This window comes from Nocardia abscessus NBRC 100374, from assembly GCF_000308455.1.
In the GTDB taxonomy this organism is placed as follows: Bacteria; Actinomycetota; Actinomycetes; order Mycobacteriales; family Mycobacteriaceae; genus Nocardia; species Nocardia abscessus.
Genome location: NZ_BAFP01000080.1, coordinates 171,372 through 192,451, shown reverse-complemented (window position 1 = coordinate 192,451; position 21,080 = coordinate 171,372). Strand labels below are relative to the sequence as shown.

The window sequence follows — 21,080 nt, the reverse complement described above, 5'->3', positions numbered from 1 at the left end:
CGACGCGGCGCCGCCGGAACATCGCGGCACGGCGTGGTCCGGCCGGTCATATGTCGAGCAGGTGCGGCAAACCGGCGCGGTACCGGTCGGCGTCGATGCGTTTCCACGGCTCGAAGATCGGCAGCGACACCAGCGGGTAGACCGGAACCCGGGGTGCGGGGTCGTCGGCGGCATCCAGGATCGCGTTGGCCGCCGCGCGCCCGGATTCGTTGGCGCCCTCCATCGTGGCGAGATCGATGTTGTTGCGCACGTGGTCGCCGCCGAAGAACAGGTTCGCCACAGCGCAGCGGGCCTCCGGCCGGTGGTCGTAGGAACCGACGGTGTTGACCAGCAGCGGGGTTTCGTTGTGGACTCCATTCGCGCTCCAGGTGATTCCGGGATCGAGATGCCAGGAGCGGATGTCCTCGGGGCGCAGCCACCCCGTCGCGGTGTTGAGCCATTCGGTGAGCTGAGCCCACACCTCTTCGGCGATCTCGGCGGCGGTGCACTGCTTGGCCGGTCGGCGGAAGCGGATGCCGGGGGAGTCCCAGTCGGAGATGTCCACCGACAGGCATTCCCGCACCGTTCCGTCGCCGTAGCGGGCAGCGAAGTCACCCACCCACATGGGGGCTTGGCGCAAGGCCGTGAGCGCCCACGGTGACCCGAGCGCGGCGATGTGGCCTTCGGGCAGGTCGGTGGATCGGGTGAGGTAGTACTGGATGCCGACCATCCAGTCGGTCCGCAGCTGCCGCATGCCCGCCAGATGCGGGTCGGCGTCGAGGATTTCGTCACTGAGCAGCGTGACCGCCTTCTCCACCGGCATGGCGCACAGGTACCAGTCCGCGGTTACCGGGGTCGACCGGCCGTTGGCGTCGGTCACCGTCGCCGAAGCGATCCGGCCGGCGCGCAACTCCAGCCGCGTCGCCCGCTGCCCGGGAACGAATCGCACGCCCCGGGACCGCAGATACGTCACCCAGGGATCGATCCACGCTTCGTTGGTGGGGCGGTTGAGGATCCGATCGATCCCGGCGGAGTACTGCGGGATCGCCCCGGTGCCCGCCAGCACCAGCGCCTCACCGATGGTGCCGATCGTGCGGGCCGAACTCACCTGGGGCTTGGCCGCCACGGTGATCCGGGTGAGGGCGCTGACCAGGTATTCGCGGTATGCCGCCGACTTGCCCTCGGCGCGCAGGATCTGCTCCCACGTCACGTATTCCCACTGCCCGAAACGCCGTTCGGTACACGAGGTGAACCAGACGGCCATCTGTTTGGCGAAGAACGCGAGCTCGGCCGGTGGCAGTTCCGGAATGAAGCCGAAGGCGCCGATGAGGGTGTTCTGCAACCGGTGCGGAGTGAGCTGATCGATGCCCGCGAGCTCGACCGGCGCGAAGATCGGCGGCCTGCCGCGAAAACCCGCCACGGTGCCCTCGACCCGGACGAGATTGCCCGCGACGCCATCGGGATTGCCGGGGAAGGGAATTCGGCGCATGGTGTCCGGGAGGTTCTGATAGCAGCCGGGAAAGAACCGGAAGCCGTGCTCGCCGGGCAGATCCATGCGGCCGTCGGTGCCGGTGCCCGGCACACCCATACTGCGTGCCTTGCCGCCGAGGAAGGCCGGTTCGTAGACGGTGACCTCGTATCCGCGCTCGATCAGTTCGTGGGCCGCCGACAGCCCGGCCACCCCACCGCCGAGCACCGCGACCGACTTTCCTCCGGTGCGCAGCCCGGGCGTTCGGCGCGCTTCGGGTGCTGCGGCGTGCGCGGGGGCGGCGGCGACGGCAGCTCCGGCCGCGAGCGCGCCGCGCAACAGGTCGCGACGGGTGAGGTCGATGGTCGGCCGAAGGCGCGGGTCATGCATGTCGATCTCCTGAAGGTGCCGCGAGAAAGCCCCGGAGCGGCCGGGACGGGATGACGGTGGCGGGATCGGTGCGCGCGAAGGCGCGGGCCTCCCGTCGTTCGGAGATCGTGTCGCGACATTCGCCCACCAGGTCCGCGAGCACGGGCCACGGGGCGCGCCACGAAGCGCGCAGTGCTCCCGCCGCCAATGCCGCGCCGCGGGCGGGAGTGAAGACGTCCTCGGGATGTACCGTGCGAGAGAAGACCGCGGTGACCGCGTCGGCCAGCGCCGGGTCGGCGTCGGCCTGCCGATAGAGTTCGATCTCCAGCGGACGCATCGCGCTGCCCCGGGCCAGCCGGTTCGTCCACTGGTAGACGCCCAGGCATTCGCTGTCGCGCAGCCGTTCCCACGCGGCGAGGGCGGTATCGAGGTGCTCGATGTCGTCGAGCGCCGGGGCGGCGAGTTCGCCGAGCAATCGCCCGTAGCGCAGCGCGTCTCGGATGCCCTGCGCGGTCACCGGGTCCTTGAAATGCCCGGCGTCACCGGGCAGCGCCCAGCCCGGTCCGGTCGAGCGCCGGAAGTAGGACGCCAGGCCGGTGGCCGAACGCACCCGCCCCACCCGGCGGCAATCGCGCAGCCGCAGTTGCAATCCCGGCAACCGCTCGATCGCCTCCCGATACCGGCGCTCGGCGCGCCCGGCGCCCGGTGCGCCGGGCTGCGCGGGCGGCTGGACGAGGCTCAGCAGCAACCCGCCGTCGCAGGGAAACGCGGTGCCGAGATCGGGACCGCGACGCCACTGCGCCGCGACGTGCCGCTGGTCGGCCGCTCCGTCCTGCCAGTACGCGAAGTAGCAGTCCCGGCCACTCTGTGCGATCAGCCGGGGCCGCTGGGCGCCGACCAGCCGGGCCACCGTGCTGCGGCGGCCGTCCGCCCCGACTACCAGGCGGGCGCGCACCTCGTGCACGCCGCCGCGGTCGGTATAGCGGACGCCGGCACAGCGATCTCCGGACCAGAGCAGATCGGTGACCCGCACGCCCTCGCGGACCCGTGCCCCGGCGTCGACGGCGGTCGCCACGAGCGCGGCGTCCAAGCCGGTTCGCCGGACACACATCGCGTAGTCGATGCCGTCCACCGGCGTGAAGGACGACCGGACCCGATAGCCGCCGCCGTCGGCCGAGGCTGTGGTCAGCGCGGGCGCCCCGAGCTGCCGGACACGCTCCAGGGCGCCCGCGCGGCCCAGCTCGGCCAGGCCGCCGGGCCACAGCAGATGCGTGGAGAGGGTGTCGGAGGGAAAGCGCGCCGCGTCCAGTGCGACGACGTCACGGCCGGCGCGAGCGAACGCGATCGCGGCCGCCGAGCCCGCGCATCGCGCGCCGACCACGACCACGTCGGTGTACTCGATTGCCGGGGCGGGGGATCCGTGCATGCCCGACCACCTCGGTCATATAGTCTCGGACACTGTGTCCGATCGATGGTGGACGGTGCCTGCCCGAATGTCAATATCGGTGCCGTGTCGGCAGAATGGAGGCCGTGGTGCGACGCACCCGACCGGCACAGCCGAACGACGCGGCCGTTTCGCCGCAGAGAGGAGCCGGATGCCCTCGCTGACCCGGGTCCCCAGGAACGCACGCAAACCCGTCGACGACCGGCGCGCGGAGTTCGAGCGACGAGTCCTCGCCGCGGTGGAGGAACTGCTCGCCGACGGCACGCCCTACACCGAGATCGCCGTCCACCGGATCGCCGCCGCATCCCAGTCGGCCAGGTCGACGTTCTACCGGTATTTCCCGGACAAGAGTCAGCTGCTGATCCGCATGGCCGAGCTGGCCACGGCGGATCTGTTCGAGGCCGCCGAGCGCTGGTGGATCGCCGAGCACACCGGTGGCCAGGCCGGTGTCGTGACGGCGGTGCGCACCATGATCGCCGGGTTCCGGGAGCACCGGTCGCTGCTGCTGGCGCTGAGCGAGGTGGCGGCCTACGACCGTGACGTCGGCGCCTACTGGCGTGGCCGGGTCGCGTCGTTCGTGGAGGTGGTGCGGTCCCGGCTGGAGAACGACCGCGCCGCGGGCCGGGTCAGCCCGGCGATCGATCCGCAGGCCACCGCTGTGGTGCTGACCTCGATGGTCGAACGCGCGATCGCCGCCAGTTTCTCCCCCGGATCCGGGGTCACCGACGACGCGCTGGCCGAGGCGCTGGGCCGGGCGATCTGGCTGACCGTATACGGTGACGCGCCGTCTCCCTGACGGATCGCACGGCGGCGCAATCGGATCCATTGCTACAGTCGCGCGCATGACACACTCCGGACCGGCCCTGCGGATCGGCATCCTGGGCGCCGCCCGCATCGCACCGGCCGCTCTGGTGCGTCCCGCCGGGGAGCACCCGGACGTGCTGGTGGCTGCTGTGGCGGCTCGCGATCAGGAACGTGGGAGTGCGTTCGCGCGCAAGCACGGCATCGCGCAGGTCTTCGACAGCTACGCGGCACTGGTGGCCGCGCCCGACATCGACGCCGTCTACAACCCGCTGCCGAACGGTCTGCACGGCCGGTGGACGAAAGAGGCGCTCGCCGCGGGAAAACACGTGTTGTGCGAGAAGCCGTTCACCGCCAACGCCGCCGAGGCCAGGGAGATCGCCGCGCTGGCCGCGACGTCGGATCGGGTGGTGATGGAGGCATTCCACTACCGCTACCACCCGATGACCCGGCGGGCGGAGCAGATCATCGCCTCCGGCGAACTCGGCAAGCTGGTGCGCGTGGACACCGCCATGTGCTTTCCGCTGCCGCGATTCTCCGATATCCGCTACGACTACACGCTCGCCGGCGGGGCGTTGATGGACGCGGGCTGCTACGCGGTCCACATGGCCAGGGTGTTCGGCGGCGAGGACCCGGAAGTCGTCGCCGCGACCGCGAAATTGCGCGGCCCGCACATCGACCGCGCGATGAGCGCGCAGTTGCGGTTCCCTTCCGGTCACACCGGGCGGCTGCGCTGCTCGATGTGGTCGTCGGATGTGCTGCGCATCGGCGCGCGCGTGGTGGGCGAACGTGGCGAAATGCGGGTGGTCAACCCCGTGGCGCCGCAGCTGCCGCGCAGGCTGTCGGTGCGTTCGGACCGCGGCAGCCGCACCGAGAAGACTTCGCGCCGCACGACCTACGCCTATCAGCTCGACGCCTTCGTCGCGGCGGTGCGCCACGGTGAGCCGGTGCCCACCTCGCCGGAGGACGCCGTGGCGACGATGAGCGTCATCGATGCGATCTACACGGCCGCGGGCCTGCCGCTACGGCAGCCGAGCTGACGCGGCGGCGGCGATCGCCTCGGTGTAGACCGACACCAGTCGCGCGGTGAACCGCGATTGCAGGGTCCGGTCGGCGTGGCGTGCCAGCACCTCGCGCATGGCGTCGAGCCGGTCCGGACGATCCGCCAGCTCGCGCAGCGCCTCGGCGAGCGCGTCCGTCGAGGCATCGCGGGCGCGGTATTCCCCACCCGCGGGGACGGTTTCGGTGACGTCCGGGTCGCAGTGCAGCACCGGCAGGCCCGCCGCGACGGCCTCGAGCAGCACCATGCCCTGCGTGTCGCACCCGGCGGACGGGAACAGCAGCACGTCGTGGGTGCGCATGGCCGCCAAGCACTCCGCCTGGCTCACCTCGCCGTGCAGCCGAACCCGCTCACGCAGCCCGAGGCGGTCGACGGCCGAGCGCAGGCGAGGCTCCAGCGCTCCCGCGCCGTAGACGTCGAGGAGGCAGCCCTCGGCCCGGTGCACCGCTTCGATGGCCTCCAGCGGCCGCTTCTCGGCGGAGAAACGGCCGCACCACAGAACGCGCAGCAGCCGACCCCGGTCGCTGGAGCGCTGCGGGAGGGCGCGCACCAGATCGTCGTCGACTCCGTTGGACACCACGTGCGTCGGACGGTCCACGCCGTGCGCTGCCAACCGCTGAGCGAAATGCCGGGTCGGCACGACGACGTGGTCGGCGGCCTGTGCTTGGGCGACCAGCGGCCGCCAAGCATGGCGCGCCGTACGGCTTTCGGGCAGGCGCGGCATCGCGGCGCGCAGACCGACGAATCCGCCGTGCAGGACGCGCATGGTGAGCGCGGCGAGGTAGGGGAACGGGGAATTGCGTTCGATGAAGGAGTCGTCGCGGCTGTGCATCGACTGGACGAGGGGAAGGCCGTGGCGGCGCGCGGCGCGCAATCCGGCCACGCCCGCGCCGTAGGTGGTCTGCGCGTGCACGACGTCGAAGCCGCGTTCGGCGAACGCCGCATCGATGAGGCGTGCGTTCCTGCGGGTCGGCAGGGCGACGGGGTAGCCGTTCACGGTCAATCCACCCGTGGTCGCGAGAACGACGATGTCCGGGTCCGGCGGTGTGAGTTCCGGTGGCGGGATGGTGAATACGGTGACGCGGTGGCCGAGCCGCTCCAACGCCGTGCGTTGCGCGCGCATCGATGTCTGGATCCCGCCGAGGGTGGCCGGGTGGAAATCCGCGAACATCGCGATGCGCAGCGAACGGCTGTCGGCGGTGTGTCCGCTCACGCCGTGCCGACCGATCGGGACGCGGGACGCCCGCACCCGTCGAGGAATTCCAAGATGTGCCCGTACACGTCCAGTGCCGCGCCGCGACCGAGGAAGGTGTCGAGGTGACCGTAGGAGGGGACTTCGACGTAGCGGACGTCCAGCTGGGGGTTGCGGGTGGTGAGCACGTCGTGGCACAGCTTGTTCGAGTCGAGCCAGACCTCGTTGCGGCTGCCCGACAGCAGCAGCACCGGGCAGTCGATCCGGTCGGCGTGGTCCAGGGCGTTCTCCGGCAGCATTCGGTAGCGGTCGTCGTTGTCGTTCCATCGTTGGACGGCGTGCGCCAGCTCCATCCGCCGCAGCTGAGGGAGCACGTGCACCGGGATCGGGCCGAACAGCTCCGCCAGGCGGTCGTGGGTGCGCGGATCGAGGTGGTCGTGCACGAACAGCTCGGCGCCCATGCCCCAGCTGCCGTGGACCATCCGGCAGGTGGGGTCGGTGCATTCCCCTTTCCGCGTGAGCAGTGCGTACAGCAGCGTTTTCCGCGACCACAGCCCGACTTTGCGGAAGTCGGATTCGAGGTGGTGCAGCCGGGAGCCGAGTAGTTCGCCGCCCACCAGCACCCGCATCCGCACCGCGTTGCTCACCTTCGGCGTGAGGAAGACGCCCTGGGCGACGACTCCGGCCAAGCCCGGTATCAGTCCGGCGGTCATGCTCATCGACAGCGCCAAGGCGCCGACGCAGTGCGCGACCACGAACAACGGCTGGTCGCCGATGCGCTGCCGGATCTCCCCGACGGCCTCGGGCAGGTCGTAGAGCGCCACGTCGTCGAAGCTGAAGCGCGGCCCGGAGGCGTTGTAGGGCAGCCGGCAGCTGCCGCGCCAGTCCAGCAGCCACGGCTGGTATCCGGCGTCGACCAGCGCGTCGACGATCGTGCGGGTCTCGGGGAGCAGGAACATCTCCGAGGACACGCCGTGGCCGTGCACCAGCAGTACCGCGGGCCGGTCGGGATCGTCGACGACGACGCGGCGCAGGCCCAGCTGGATGCCGTCGGTGGTCCGGAACGGGATCTCCTGCACCGTCAGCGCGGCGCCCGGCCGGATCGGGGTGAGCATCAGCGGAACTCCTTCGCGTTTCGGCGCAGATCCAGCAATTCGGTGCCCACGCGCAGCGCCGGTTCCAGCAGGCCCTTGCCGAGCTGGGAACCGAACCAGCTCAGCCACAACAGTTTCGCGGTCCGTCGCTGACGTTCGGACAACCGCGGATCCACCTGGATGCCGTCGATCTGATCGCGCAGGTAGGTGTCCAGCGGGACGGCGACCTCGCCCGCGAAGGCCGCCGGCTCGCCCTCGCGGCCGAGTTCGACGGTGAGCGTGCGCGCCTGCCGGATCAGGGTGCGCCGCGCCTCGGCGTATTTGTAGCCGGACAACCACCACGTTCCGCCGTCGGCGTCGCGCAGCGACAGCCGGTAGTGCATGAGCGGATGCTTCAGCCCGTGCCGTATCGGGATGCCGTCGTGCGGGCGGACCGACAGCGCACCGGCCACGGTGAGCGGCGCGTCGTGCAGCAGCGTGCACCGCAGTTCGCCGCTGACGTCGACGGTGCGCCCGGCCACCAGCTGGTGGGTGCTCGCGATGGACAGCCGCAGATTCAGGGTGCAGGACGTGCCTGCCGGTGCGCCGGCGGGCCCGAGCGTCCCCGCCAACGTCTCCGAGAACCACAGATAGGGTGTGTCTTGCGGCTGCGGCAGCCGCGCCAATCCGGTGTCGGCGAGCATTTCCAGCGTTTTGCGTTGCGACTGCGCGCCGTAGCGGATGGGCGCGGGCAGATTGTGCGCGCGCAGGAAAGCGCGGGTGCGCTCGTCGGTGGCGGCGGGAACGGATGCCATCGTCTCCAGCGGATGGCGCGCGATGGGGCTGCGCAATACCTGTGCCAGCGATTCCAGCTCCGGGACCGGCTCGGTGCGAATCCGTTCCACTACCTCGTCGCACCACGCCGACCAGTGCTGTACCCGCATGTCCATGCCGATCGCGGCGGATTCCCCGAGCATCTGCTCGAGGGTGGTTGGTGTGCCGGTGAGGTGGTAGTTGTGGCCCCACGCCGTCGGCGTGCACACGATCGCCGCCGCGACCTTGCTCACCCAATCCACCGGCGCGACATGGAGGTTGCGCAGCGCGGGGACGGTGCCGAACCGCGACAGCGCCGCGATGATGCCGCTGTTGAGGTCGCGCGGATTGTGCGCGCCGGTCTCGCGGTGGCCGCCGATGCCGCCGGGCCGCAGCACCGTGACGACCAGTCCGTGTTCGCGCGCCCGCCGCATGACCGCCTCGGCCGCCCATTTCGTCCGGTCGTAGCCGATCACCAGCTTGCCGATGTTCGCCACCGGATCGTCCTCGCCCATGGCGGCGATGCCGAGCTCGTTGAACACCGCGATCGAGGAGACGTGGTGCAGCGGTTTGGGTCTCCCGGTCGCCGCCAGCCGCGCCAGGGTGAGCGGACCGAGGACGTTCGCGCGGCGCAGTGACCGGTAGCCACGCAGGAAGTCCACCGCGGCGCCGACGTTGACGATGGCGTCGACCTCGTCCGCCAGCGCCGCCCAGCGTTGCTCGGACAGGCCGAGGTTGGGCTCACGCAGGTCGCCGGGCAGCACTGTCACCCGCCTGCGCACCTCCGGAGACCACGGCAGCAGGAACCGCGTCAGCGCGGCGGCGAGCCGGTCGAGGGCGTCCTCGTCGTCTTGCGCGCGGACCAGGCAGACCACCTGCGCGTCGCTGCTACGCAACAGGTCCAGCAGCAGATGGCTGCCCAGGAAACCGGTGGCGCCGGTGAGCAGGATGCACCGCGGGACCACCCGGTCCGGCGGGTCGACCAACGGGAGCCGGTCGGCTCCGGCGACATCGGACATGAGCTGCGCGAACTCCTCGTCCACCGCACCCGTTTCCGCCACGGGCAGATCGCGTTCGGTGGATGAGGGGTGAGCGCTCAACCAGCGTTGCGCCAGCCTGCGCGGGCGCGCGTCGGCGAAGACGTCGTCCAGATCGAGGTGCACGTCGAGTTCCCTGGCCAGAGCCGCGACGAACTCGACCGCCGCGACGGACGTGCCGCCGCCGTCGAAGAAATCCGTCTCCGGCCCGATCGTCTCGGCGGTGAATCGGTTCGCCACCCCGGTGACCGCCGCCGTGAGCGACTCGGGGCTCCACCGGCTGGGACTCTCGACCGCCGTCCGGGTGGTCACCGGAGAACCCGCGCGCGCCAGCAACGCGGACACGTCGAGGCCGCCACCGCCTTCGATGGCTTCGGCGAGCTCGCGCCGATCGGCTCGCTCGGCGTGCGGTGGGTGCTCGCCGTTCGGACTGCGCACGGAAAACTCCTTGTCGGCCATGGTCATTGCGCCCAGGATCGGAACGTCCGCAGGCGGTCCAGCGGTACTTCGACCGCGAGTCGCTCGGCATCGATGGCGCCGCCGCCGAGCGCGGCGGCCAAGCGGCGGGCGGGCACGTTGCGCGCGGTGCGGTGCACGGTCATCCGCACCGTCGCGCAGCCCAGCGCCGCCGCGCGCTCGGCCAGCCAGCCGAGTAGGCGTTCCTCGACCCCTCGGCCGAGGGCGCGGCAGCTGAGATGCCATCCGCGCACCCGCAGCGCGGCGCCGTCGGTGCGCAGCGCGAGCAGGGCGACGGTTCCGTAGTCGCCGAACCGATCTCGCGCCGATGCGGTCCACACCTCGCCGTCCTCCCGCCACCGCTCGACATCCTCCTCGGTGCCGGCGCCCAGGACGAATTGGCTGGTCCGCCGGACGAGCTGGGCCGCGCGTGGCATGCTCTGCTCGGACAGCGGCTCGACGGTCACCGTCAGCTCCAGGCCGTCGAGGAACTGCGCGAAGTCCAGTTGCTCACGGGCCAGGTCGCGTTCGTGTTCACGCCGGTAGAACTCCGCGCGCTCGGCGTCCTCCGCGGTCACGGCCACCGGGGTCACCGGCCACAACCGCGTGAGGAACGCCTCCAGTTCCCGGGCCGGCGGACAGGTCACCGCGAGCACTTCCGGTGCGCGCGCTCGTATTTTCGCGATCTCGACCGGGTTGTCGTCGAGATAGACCACGCCGTCGAGTGCGAATCCCACTGTCCGCGCGGCCTCCTCCAGCCGCTCGGGCTTGCTGTCCCATCCGGTGGACACGACGGTGAAGTCCGTGGCGCGCAGCGGGCTGTCCGGACGGTCGAGCACGGCTCGGACGGATTCCTCGTCGTTGTTGCTGATCAGCACCAGCAAGGTGCCGGCGGCGCGCCATTGCCGCAGCCGCCGCGCCAGCGCGAGCCGTGGTGCGTCGAAGGTGACCGCCGTAGGCCCGATTTCGTCCACGACGCCGCTCCACAGGGTGTCGTCGCCGTCCACGGCGATGACCTTCGGCGCGGGCAGCAGAGCGACGCGTGCGACCGCGGTGAGCGTCAGCGCCACCGCGGCCTGGAACTCCTCGGTGAACGGCAGATGGGCCAGCGCGTCGGTCTGCTCGTCGAAACGGTGCGCCACCTGATGGTCCCGCGTCCAGTCGGGCTCGGTGAGGACCGCGACGCCCGGGATCTCCCGCAGCCGCCCCGCGGTCCGTTGCTCCCAGTGGCGCAGGCGCTCGTCCAGACCGGGTGCGGGCAGGAAGCCGACGATGATCGGCACCCGGGCACGTTCGGACGCTTCCCGGACGGCGGCGGGGTACTGCTCGGCCAGTTCGGCGAGCGCGTCGTCGGTGAGCGCACCGAATCGCTCCAGGTCCGCCGCCCGCAGCAAGACGATGCCCAGGGCGGTGGACGGCTGCGCGAAGACGCCGGAGGGGTCGCGCAATCCGGCCAGGACGTGGTGATAGGGCGCCTCGAGCACGGTCGGTCCGTCCTCGCCGTGGGCCGGCGCCGACGCGGCGTGATACAGATCCGGCAGCTTGCCCAGCGCGAACGTGGCCGCGAACGCGACGCCGCCGGGTGCGGCCGCACGCGGCGCGCGCGACCCCGGGCGCACCGGCAGGCCGGGGTGCTCGATCACCTCGCCGAGCAGGGTGAGGTAGTCGTGGCCGAGGCGGGTGCAGGTCGCGTCATCGATGATGTCCGCGTTGTAGGTGAACCAGACCTGGCCCGCGTCGGCCAGCACGGCCACCATCAGATCGAGATCGGAGTACCCGGTTCCCACCGGGACCAGTTCCGCGCGGTGGACGGCGGAATTGGCCCGCAGATAGTTGAAGTACACCTCGACCAGCGGCGCGTTGTCCCGGTACAGACCTTCCGCGGCGAGCGCACCGAGAGCATCGGAGAAGCCGGCTCCCGGCACGAGCAGGCGCCGCAGCCGGTCACCGGTACGGCGCAGCAGGTCATCGATCGACTCGCCCGGCTCCACGGTCGCCGGATAGGGCACCGGCACACCGAAATAGCCGACGCCGGTGGGGGCGTCGGCGTGGATGCGGGTGTCCACCGGGACGGCGAGCGCGAAACGATCGTTGTCCTGCCGCCGGGCCAGCAGCGCGGTGAGCGTGCCGAGGAACAACGCCGCGGGCGTGATGCCCAGCTCCCGAGCGCGCCGCGCCACACCGTCCTGAAGCCCGGCGGGCAGTGCCAGCAGCACCTCTCCCGCACGGTGACTGCGCTGCGCGGGCCTGGGCCGGGCGAGGGTGAGGTCGAGGCGGCGGCAACCGGCGAACTCCCTTCGCCACTCGGCGTCGGGCTCGCCCTGCGGCGCCTGCGCAGCGAGCAGATCGTGAATGTCTCTGTTGGACACAGTATCCGGGAGGGGCGTCCCGGACAGCTCGGCGTCGATCTCCCCGGCCACCAGCAACATCGACTGGACATCGCACATGCCGTGGTGCGCGCCGAAGATCAGCATCTGCTCGCCGGAACCGGACACCAGCAGCTCGAACCGCCACAGCGGCCCCCGCGCCAGGTCGAACGGCTCGCTCATCAGCTCGCGCAACCGTGCTCGCGCGACGGTGTGGTCGAGCTGATCGACGACCGTCCACCGCAGCAGCGGCCCGCCCGGCGCGGACCGCACCTGGAGTTGGGTGCCGTGCTCGTCGCTCGGCACGATCACCGTGCGCAGCGCCGCGTGGCGTCCGGCGAGGCGGGCCAGCATCGCTTCCAGGTCGGCGCGTTCGACCGCCGTGTGCAGCCGCATGGCCAGTCCGCCGGTCTGGGCGGCACTCGGCACGCCTTGCCGCTGTGTCCGCAGCAGCCGCATCAGATCCCGGGTGACCGGCAGAGTGACGACATCGGGGACCTCCTCCTCGCCCCCGGCCACGGCGGGCGCGCCGGTATCCGTGCGTGCCGCCTGTTCGACGAGGTAGGCGGCCAGCGCGGCCGGACTCTGGTGGGCGAAGATCTCGCCGAGCGGCACCAGAATCCCGGTGTCGTCGCGCAACCGGTTGCGCAGTTCCACCGCCATGAGCGAGTCCATGCCCAGGCTCTGGAACGACCGGTCCGGCGCGACTGCGTCCGCGCCGGTGTGACCGAGCACGTCGGCGGCCCAGCGCGCCACCACGTCCACCGCGACCGCGACTGCCTCTTCGGGCGGCAATCCGCGCAGCCGCTCGGCGAATCGCGACCGCGCCGACGGGTCGGTGGCCTCGCGGTGGACGGCCGTGCGGCGCGTCGACGGACGGATCAGTCCGCGCAGCATCGGCGCAACGATCGGCGCGCGCCGCATCGCGTCGGCGTCGATCCGCATCGGCGCCAGCACCGGTTCGGTCCGCCGCAGCGCCGCGTCGAACGCGGCCAAGCCGTCGAGCGCGGCGAACGGGCGCACACCGGTGCGTTCCATGCGACGGATGTCCGCCGCCGCCATCACCTCGTGCATATCGAGGCTCCACGGACCCCAGGCCAGCGACTGCGCGGTACGCCCTTGCGCCGCCCGGTGGGTGGCGAGGGCATCGAGGTAGGCGTTGGCGGCCGCGTAGTTCGCCTGACCGGGATTGCCGAGGACGCCCGCGACCGAGGAGAACAGGACGAAGCACGCCAGGTCCATGTCCGAGGTCAGCTCGTGCAGGTGATACGCCGCGTCGACCTTCGGTCGCAGGACCGCTTCGAGCCGTTGCGCAGTCAGCGATCCCAGTGTGACGTCATCGAGGACCATGGCCGCGTGGACGACGCCGCTGAGCGTGCGTCCGCGCAGGACGTCAGCCAGCGCGGCTCGGTCGGCCACGTCGCACCGGGCGAAGACCACCTGCGCGCCGAGACCGGTGAGTTCGGCGCGCAACGCGTCCGCACCGGGGCCGTCGGAGCCTCGCCGGCTGGCCAGCAGCAGCTTGCTGACGCCGTGGGCGCGCACCAGATGCCCGGCCAGCAGCGAGCCGAGCCGTCCCGGCGCTCCGGTGACGAGCACGAAACCGTCCCCGAAATCGGGTCCGCTCGGCGCGAGTCCGGATGAGGCAGGCCGCACGAGCCGCGGTGCGAACAGGGCGCCGTCGCGCACCATGACTTGTGCCGCCCCGGAGGCGAGGACCGCCGCGAGGTCGACCTCGGCGTCGGCGCTGTCCACCACCACGACGCGGTCCGGGTTCTCCGACTGCGCCGTGCGGGTCAGTCCCCAGACCGCGGCTCCCGCGGTGTTCGGGACGTCCTCCCCGGGCAGCGCCATCGCGCGCCGGGTGCGCACCACGATCGTCGCCGCGCCCAGTCGCGGGTCGTCGAGTGCGGCCTGCAATGCCTCGAGGGTCTGCCGTAGCGCGGCGTGCACCGCGTCGATCGAATCACCCTCGGCGACTTCGATTACCACCGCGTCCGGCGCCGCGTCGTGCGGTCCGAGCCGCGACCAGGGCACCGCGACGACCGGCCGGACGGTCGCAGGGGCGGGCAGAGGTGTCCACTCCGGCCGGAACAAGGTGCGGTGCGCGGCGGACAGCGCCCCGTCGAGTACCTGTGCCGCGGGCGCGGGCCGCAGGACCAGCGATTCCACCGACACGACCGGCTGTCCGGTGTGATCGTTCGCCAGAACACGTACCCCGTCGTCACCCTGGGTGATCCGCACGCGCAACGCCGTCGCGCCGGAAGCGTGCAGAGTCACACCGGTCCAGGCGAAAGGCAGGAGCGCGGAATCGCTTTCGCCCGCGCCGAGCAGCAGCGCCGCGTGCAGTGCGGAGTCGAACAGGGCGGGATGGATCTCGAACCGCGCGGCCTCACCGTGGGCATGCTCCGCAAGCGCCACCTCGGCGAAGACCTCCGCGCCGCGCCGCCACGCCGCCCGCACCGACCGGAACAGCGGACCGTACCGGTGCCCGCGCTCGGACAACCGTGCGTACATGTCCTCGACGTCGACCGCCGCCGCGTCCGCCGGAGGCCACTGCGTGGTGTCGACGGCGCCCGCATCGGTTCCGGCGGCCGCCACCAGCACCCCGCGGGCGTGTAACGTCCACGAGGTGTCGAGATCTCGCTCCCAGCGGGAGTGGATCGAGACGGGCCTGCCGCTGGTGGCGTCGGCGTCGCCCACGACCACCTGGATCTGCAACGCCGCGTCCTGCGGCACGACCAGCGGAGCGTGCAGCACGAGTTCCCGCACGATGCCGGCGGCCACCTCGTCACCGGCGCGGATGGCGAGTTCGACCAGACCGGTGCCGGGCATGACGACCGCGCCGGGCGCGGCATGCTCGGCCAGCCACGGGTGGGTCCGCAGCGAGAGGCGGCCGGTCAGCGTCACGCCGCCGGAATCCGGTTGCGGCACGACGGCGCCGACGAACGGATGGCCCGCGGCCTGCAACCCCAGCGCGGAGGCGTCCTCGGACACCGATTCGGTCCAGAACCGCCGCCGGTCGAAGGCGTAGGTCGGCAGATCGACGCTGCCCTGTGCGGGCACCAGCCGCGACCAGTCGAGGTCGCGGCCCGCCACCCACAGCGCGGCCTGCGCGCGAGCCAGGCTGCGCGGCCCGTCGGCGTCGCGCACCAGCGACCCGACCGCGACGATCTCCCGGCCGGATTCCTCCGCCACGGTCCGCACCGCCGTGGTCAGCAGCGGATGCACCCCGAGTTCTACGAAATACCGGAACCCGTCGCCGATCATGCGCTCGATGGTGCTCGCGAAGCGGACCGGTTCGCGTGCGTTGCGATACCAGTAGGCGGCGTCGGCGCAGGCGTCGACCAACTGTTCGCCCAGCACGGTCGAGTACCACGCAACGGCCGGTGGGACGGCGGTCAACCCGGCGAGCTCGTCCAGCAGTTGCTCCCGGATCGGTTCCAGCAGAACGGAATGCCCGGCCAGCGCCGGTCCCGCGGCCAGTACCCGCACCTCGACCTGCTCGGCCTCCAGCTCACGCACCAGCGTCTCGACCGCATGGCGGGTTCCCGCCACGATCGTCGAGCGAGGGATGTTGATCGCCGCGATCGACACCGCCGGCTCCAGCGCCGCCAAGCGCTGTTCGAGCCGCTGCGCGGGCAGGCCGACCATCGCCATCGCGCCCTCCTCGGCGATGCCTGCCATCAGGCGGCTGCGGGCCACGACCACCTGGGCGGCCTCGTCGAGGCTGAGCGCACCCGAGACGTAGGCCGCGGCGATCTCGCCTTGGCTGTGCCCGATCACGGCATCCGGTGTGACACCCACGTCCCGCCAGGTCGCCGCGAGCGCCGCCATCGTGGCGAACAGCAGCGGTTGCACCACGGTGAAGTCGCCGAGTTGCGCCGCGGTGAGCCCGAACAGCGCGGTCGCCAGTGACCATCCGGTGCGGTGGCGAAACGCTTCGTCGCATCGGGCGAATTCGGCGCGGAAGACCTCCGACCTGGCCAGCATGTCACGTGCCATTCCGGCCCACTGCACGCCCTGCCCCGGGAAGACGAACGCCGTCTTGCCCGCGGTGAGCGCCGCGTCCGCGGCGACCACGACATCGGGTGCTGCCCGTTCGTCGGCGAGATCGCCCAGCGCCGACAGCATTTCGTCACGGTCGGCCGCCACGACGACGGCCCGCCATTCGAACGGTGTGCGCTGCACCGCGAGCGAGCGGGACACCGGTGCGGGCGCCAGCGTGTCGTCACCGGTGACGTGCTCGAGCAAGCGCCGCGCCTGACCGCGCAGCGAAGTCCGGTTCCGGGCCGAGACCGGTAGCAGCGCCAGTCGTCTGTCGTCCGGCTCGTCGTCGAACGAGTCGGCCGGGTCGAGCGCGGGAGCCTCCTCGAGGATCAGGTGGGCGTTGGTGCCGCTGAGCCCGAACGCGCTGACTCCGGCGCGGCGCGGACGAGCGCCCCGGGGCCAGGGCGCCGGATCGGTGCGCACGACCAATCCGCTTCCGGCCCAGTCCAGCTGCGGGGTCGGCGGCCCGTCGTGGGCCATTCCCGGTATCCGCTCGTGCTGCAGACCGAGGACCAGCTTGATGACGCCGCCGATTCCGGCCGCCGCTTGGGTGTGCCCCAGATTGGATTTCAGCGAGCCCACCCCGAGCGGGCGATCCGGCGCCCGGCCGGGACCGTAGACGCGGGCCAGGGCGCGTGCTTCGATGGGGTCGCCGAGCGCGGTGCCGGTGCCGTGGGCTTCCACGTAGTCCACGTCCTCGGGCGCCATGCCCGCGGCGTGCAACGCCGCCCGCAGGACCTGCTCCTGCGCGAATCCGCTGGGGGCGCTGATCCCTTGGCTGCGGCCGTCCTGGTTGATCGCGGAGCCGCGGATCACCGCCAGCACCCGGTCGCCGTCGCGCCGGGCGTCGTCGAGCCGCTTCAGCAGCACCAGGCCCGCGCCTTCGGCCCATACCGTGCCGTCCGCGCCCGCCGAGAACGGCGCGCAGCGTCCCGACGGCGACAGCACACCGAGTTTGCACAGCTCCACGTGCGCGGTCGGACCCATCAGCAGTGTCGCGCCGCCGGCCAGGGCGAGATCGCACTCGCCCGCGCGCAGCGCCTGCGCGGCCAGGTGCATCGCGACGATCGCCGACGAACACGCCGTGTCGAGAGTGACGGCGGGTCCGTGCAGGCCGAGCGTGTACGCGACCCGGCCGGAGGCCACACTGGGGGAAAGGCCGGTGCCGACCTGTCCGTTCAACTGGTGCGGAGCGGGATCGGCGAGATAGCCGGTGCTGTACACCCCGAAATAGACACCGGTCATGCTGCCCTGCAACTGCCTGGGGTCGCGGCCGGACCGTTCGATCGCCTCCCAGCTCAGTTCCAGCATGAGCCGTTGCTGCGGGTCCATCACCGCCGCCTCGCGCGGCCCGATACCGAAGAACGCGGCGTCGAACTCGTCCACTTGGCCGAGGTATCCGCCGCGGAAGGTGTACGCCTTGCCCTCCGCGGCCGGGTCCGGGTCGTAGAGCCCGTCGATGCTCCAGCGGCCCGGCGGCACGTCCGACAGCCCGTCGCGTCCGTCGTCGAGCAGCCGCCACAGCGATTCCGGGTCGTCGGCGCCGCCCGGGAAACGACAGGCCATCGAGATGATCGCGATGGCGTCGTCACCGGTGCGTTCCTGGTGCTGGACCGGCGCGGCATCGGCGTCGGTGCGGTGCAGCGCCGCGACTACCTGCGCGATGGTGGGGTGCTCGAAGAACAGATTCGTGTCCAGCGTATGCCCGACGCGGTCGGACAGCTCCACGACGAGTTCGACGAGATCCGCGGAGCCGAGGCCGAATTCGACCAGCGGGCGGTGCACGTCGATCCGGGCGGGATCGAGATACGCCAACCGGGCGATGATCTCCACCAGCCAGGTCTGCATCTCGTCGGCGGTGATCGCCGCCGCCGACGGGGCGGCGATCGGCGCGTCCTCGAACTCGGCGCGTACGGGCAGCACCGGGGAGAACTCGTCGTCGAGATACGCCGCGCGGCAGGCCTGCCGCTGCACCTTGCCGCTGCTGGTCTTCAGCAGCTCACCGGGACGGATCAAGACCACCGACCGCAGCGTGAGCCCGTGCTCGGCACCGATCGCGGCGCGGATCGCGTCTTCGGCGTCGGCGAGCTCGGCGGGGTCCTCGGTGCGCACCTCCGCGACCACGACGGGCAGTTCCCCGTCGATGCCCTCGTCCACCGAGAAGGCCGCCACGCACCCGGGCCGGACGCTGTCGTGCGCGGTTTCGACGGTCAGCTCCAGATCCTGCGGGTAATGGTTCTTGCCGTCGATGATCAGCAGGTCCTTGCGCCGCCCCGTGACGAACAGCTCACCGCCGGACAGGAAACCCAGATCGCCGGTGCGCAGGAACGCGCGGTCGTCGTCGCCGAGCCCGGCATGGAAGGTCTCGGCGGTGGCCTGCTCGTTGCCGAAATATCCGGCGGCGACACTTGTTCCGGACACCCAGATCTCGCCCTCGGCGCCTTCGGCGCACTCCGTGCGTTGCTCCGGATCCACGATGGCGATCGACAACCCCTCGGCCGGGCGCCCCACGCCGACCAGCTCCGACCGGCCGGGCGGCAGGACCACCGTGGGCCGGGCGCCGATTTCGGCGGCGCTGACGATGAGCGTCGCCTCGGCCAAGCCGTAGACCGGCTGGAAGGACTCCGCCCGGAAACCCGCGCTCCGGAAGGTGTCGGCGAACCGGCGCACCGTGGCCGGGCGCACCGTCTCCGCGCCGTTGAAGGCCACTTTCCAGCCGCGCAGGTCGAGCCGGTCGATCTGCGCGGGCGACATCCGGCGCAGGCACAGCTCGTAGCCGAAGTTGGGACCCCCGCTGGTGTGCGCGCCGAACGCGGACACCGCCTGCGGCCAGCGCTCGGGACGCTGCAGAAAATGCTGGGGGGACAACAGCACCGCGTTCGCGCCGACGAACATCGTCTGCAACACGGGCGCGATGAGCCCCATATCGTGGTACATCGGCAGCCAGCTGACGAACAGCGCGTCGGTGAGCGAGTCCACCAGATCCGGCGTATGGCCCAGCGCCGAGGCGATGGCGCGCTCGTTGTGCAGCAGGTTCGCATGGGTGACCACGACGCCGCGCGGCGCGCTGGTCGAACCCGAGGTGTACTGCAGAAAGGCCACCGAGTCGGGGCCGACGGCGGGCTGCCGCCACGCCGCGGCCGCGGCGTCGGGGATCTCGTCGGTCGCCAGCCAGGTCAGCGCGGCCAGTTCCGGCAGTTGCTCGACCGCCGCGCTCGCGTCGGCGCGGACCTGCGCGGTGGTGAGTACCGCGTCGACGCCTGCATCGGTGACCATGTGCCGCAGCCGCCGCAGCGACCGGGCATCCAGCTGCGGCAGCGGTGCGGGCACGGCGACGACGTCGGCGGCCAGGCAGCCGAAAAACCCTGCGATGAAGTCCAATCCGGACGGATAGAGCAGCAGGGCCCGGCGCACGCCCGCGTCCTGCAACGCGGCGCCGATCGCCCGCGCGCGGATCGACACGGCGGCGTAGGTGATGTCGTCGACGGCGCCGTCCGCGTCACCGGTGCGCAGAAATCGGTAGGCGGTCCCGGCGTTCAGCGTCTCACCACGGGTGAGCAGCACATCGACGAACGAACGGTATTCGGTCATGCGGTACAACCTTCGGAACTCGACTGTCACGGGGGTCGTGCGCTCATCGGACGACGCCGCGATTCCCTACGGGCGCCGTCCGGCATCTCACGGTCGGGTGGTCGCGGTGGCGAGTTTCTCGACGGCGTCGACCGCGGCGAGCACACCGTTCTCCGCCGCGGCCGTGCGGCCGATCTCTTCGGCTCGCTGCCGTGCCTGCGGCGTGAGGGCTCGGGCCAGCGCCTGGTACAGGCGATCCGGAGTGATCCGGCGATACGGGAAGGTGGCTCCGATACCGAGCGCGGCGATGCGCCAGCCGTAGAAGAATTGATCGCTGTGCACCGGGATCACTACCGCCGGAATCCCCGCGCGCACCACGTCGTGGGTGTTTCCGCTGCCGCCGTGGTGCACCACGGCGCGGCAGCGCGGCAGCACACGGTCGTAGTCGAACGAATCGATGACCAGCACCGCGCGATCGGCGCTGAATCCCTTCGGAAATCCCTCGCCTTTCACCGTGACAAGGGCCCGCGCGCCCAGTCGCGCGCAGACCGTGGTGATCATCCGGTGGCATTCCACCGGATCGACGACGGGCATTCCGGTCATGCAGAAATAGATCGGTGGTTCGCCTTCGTCGAGCCAGGCGTCGAGTTCCGGGTCGATGACCGCTTCACCCCAGGCGTCCCGCAGCCGCTGCGGCAGAATGGGGGCGCCGACGACCGTCGCGCGTTCCGGCCAATCGTGCGGCTTCGGCAACAGCACCGGGCTCACCATGTGAACCAGCGGTATCCGCTCGTCGCGGAGTCGCCGAAAAGGATTGCGCGGCTTGCCCGGCAGCCCCATCTGCTGACGCAATTGTCGATCGACCTTGCGATACAGGAACGTATAGGACAATTCGAAAAGGCTATAAGTCGCGCGCGACAGAATCCGGGACGACGTCATGTTCTTCGCCATGAACGACGACGGGAACTCGCCGGTGCGCTCGAGCGGGTAGGGCAGGCAGCCGATCACCGGCGTACCGGTCTTCTCCCGGAACTCCATCGCCCAGGGCAATGTCGACGCGCAGGCGACGACGACATCCGCGCCCGCGCAGGCTTTCGCGAGCACCTCGTGCATCGCCACCCCGCGCCCACCCTCGATGATCTTCACCGTGTCGAGCATGATGCGAATGAACGGCAGCGTCCTGCCGGAGGCCAACGCCTGTCTGGCCGCGGGCGTCTCGAGCAATTCCGCGGCGTCGAAGGGAATCACATGGGGTTCGAAGCCCGCATTGCGCACGATGTGCGCCTGATTGCGGGTGGCGGTGATTTCCACGTCGTGCCCGCGGGCGCGGAACTCGTCCGCCAACGCGAGATACGGTTGATGATCGCCCCTGGTACCTGCGGGCAACAAGGCCACACGCATA

The 21,080-nt window shown here is 71.3% G+C and carries 9 protein-coding genes; 2 read left to right on the top strand and 7 right to left on the bottom strand.

Annotation, left to right across the window (positions count from 1 at the left end; all coding sequences use genetic code 11):
* Window positions 1–46 precede the first annotated feature (46 nt).
* Window positions 47–1,837, bottom strand: coding sequence for a hydroxysqualene dehydroxylase (locus ON19_RS15850; RefSeq protein WP_043692274.1), 1,791 nt, complete (start codon window positions 1,835–1,837; stop codon window positions 47–49).
* On the bottom strand, window positions 1,830–3,242 hold the full coding sequence (locus ON19_RS15845) for an NAD(P)/FAD-dependent oxidoreductase (protein ID WP_063709437.1): 1,413 nt from the start codon (window positions 3,240–3,242) through the stop codon (window positions 1,830–1,832). The genes ON19_RS15850 and ON19_RS15845 overlap by 8 nt, the downstream gene beginning before the upstream one ends.
* A 169-nt stretch (window positions 3,243–3,411) precedes the next feature.
* Between ON19_RS15845 and ON19_RS15840 the strand changes: the two genes are divergently transcribed.
* Window positions 3,412–4,056 (top strand): TetR/AcrR family transcriptional regulator, encoded by a 645-nt coding sequence (locus ON19_RS15840; RefSeq protein ID WP_043692271.1) that lies wholly within the window; start codon window positions 3,412–3,414, stop codon window positions 4,054–4,056.
* A 46-nt stretch (window positions 4,057–4,102) separates the two neighbouring features.
* Window positions 4,103–5,101 (top strand): Gfo/Idh/MocA family protein, encoded by a 999-nt coding sequence (locus tag ON19_RS15835; RefSeq protein WP_043692268.1) that lies wholly within the window; start codon window positions 4,103–4,105, stop codon window positions 5,099–5,101.
* Here the strand turns inward: ON19_RS15835 and ON19_RS15830 are convergent.
* The 5 genes from ON19_RS15830 to ON19_RS15810 form a co-directional block, all read right to left on the bottom strand.
* Window positions 5,084–6,334 (bottom strand): glycosyltransferase, encoded by a 1,251-nt coding sequence (locus ON19_RS15830; RefSeq protein ID WP_227954813.1) that lies wholly within the window; start codon window positions 6,332–6,334, stop codon window positions 5,084–5,086. The genes ON19_RS15835 and ON19_RS15830 overlap by 18 nt on opposite strands.
* On the bottom strand, window positions 6,331–7,428 hold the full coding sequence (locus tag ON19_RS15825; RefSeq protein ID WP_051168932.1) for an alpha/beta hydrolase: 1,098 nt from the start codon (window positions 7,426–7,428) through the stop codon (window positions 6,331–6,333). The genes ON19_RS15830 and ON19_RS15825 overlap by 4 nt, the downstream gene beginning before the upstream one ends.
* Complete coding sequence (locus ON19_RS15820; protein WP_043692426.1) at window positions 7,428–9,674, bottom strand: thioester reductase domain-containing protein; 2,247 nt, start codon at window positions 9,672–9,674, stop codon at window positions 7,428–7,430. Before ON19_RS15820 ends, ON19_RS15825 begins: the two co-directional genes overlap by 1 nt.
* A 23-nt stretch (window positions 9,675–9,697) precedes the next feature.
* A complete protein-coding gene (locus ON19_RS38970) occupies window positions 9,698–19,699 on the bottom strand; it encodes a hybrid fatty acyl-AMP ligase/type I polyketide synthase (RefSeq protein ID WP_051168931.1) in 10,002 nt (3,333 codons plus the stop codon).
* Between the two features lie 87 nt (window positions 19,700–19,786).
* Window positions 19,787–21,079, bottom strand: a complete 1,293-nt coding sequence (locus ON19_RS15810) for a glycosyltransferase (RefSeq protein WP_043692265.1) — start codon at window positions 21,077–21,079, stop codon at window positions 19,787–19,789.
* Window position 21,080: the final 1 nt, after the last annotated feature.

Excerpts from the sequence above, each read along its gene's own strand:
- ON19_RS15850 (WP_043692274.1), bottom strand. The coding sequence starts at position 1,837 with ATGCATGACCCGCGCCTTCGGCCGACCATCGACCTCACCCGTCGCGAC.
- ON19_RS15845 (WP_063709437.1), bottom strand. The coding sequence starts at position 3,242 with ATGCACGGATCCCCCGCCCCGGCAATCGAGTACACCGACGTGGTCGTG.
- ON19_RS15840 (WP_043692271.1), top strand. The coding sequence starts at position 3,412 with ATGCCCTCGCTGACCCGGGTCCCCAGGAACGCACGCAAACCCGTCGAC.
- ON19_RS15835 (WP_043692268.1), top strand. The coding sequence starts at position 4,103 with ATGACACACTCCGGACCGGCCCTGCGGATCGGCATCCTGGGCGCCGCC.
- ON19_RS15825 (WP_051168932.1), bottom strand. The coding sequence starts at position 7,428 with ATGCTCACCCCGATCCGGCCGGGCGCCGCGCTGACGGTGCAGGAGATC.
- ON19_RS38970 (WP_051168931.1), bottom strand. The coding sequence starts at position 19,699 with ATGACCGAATACCGTTCGTTCGTCGATGTGCTGCTCACCCGTGGTGAG.
- ON19_RS15810 (WP_043692265.1), bottom strand. The coding sequence starts at position 21,079 with ATGCGTGTGGCCTTGTTGCCCGCAGGTACCAGGGGCGATCATCAACCG.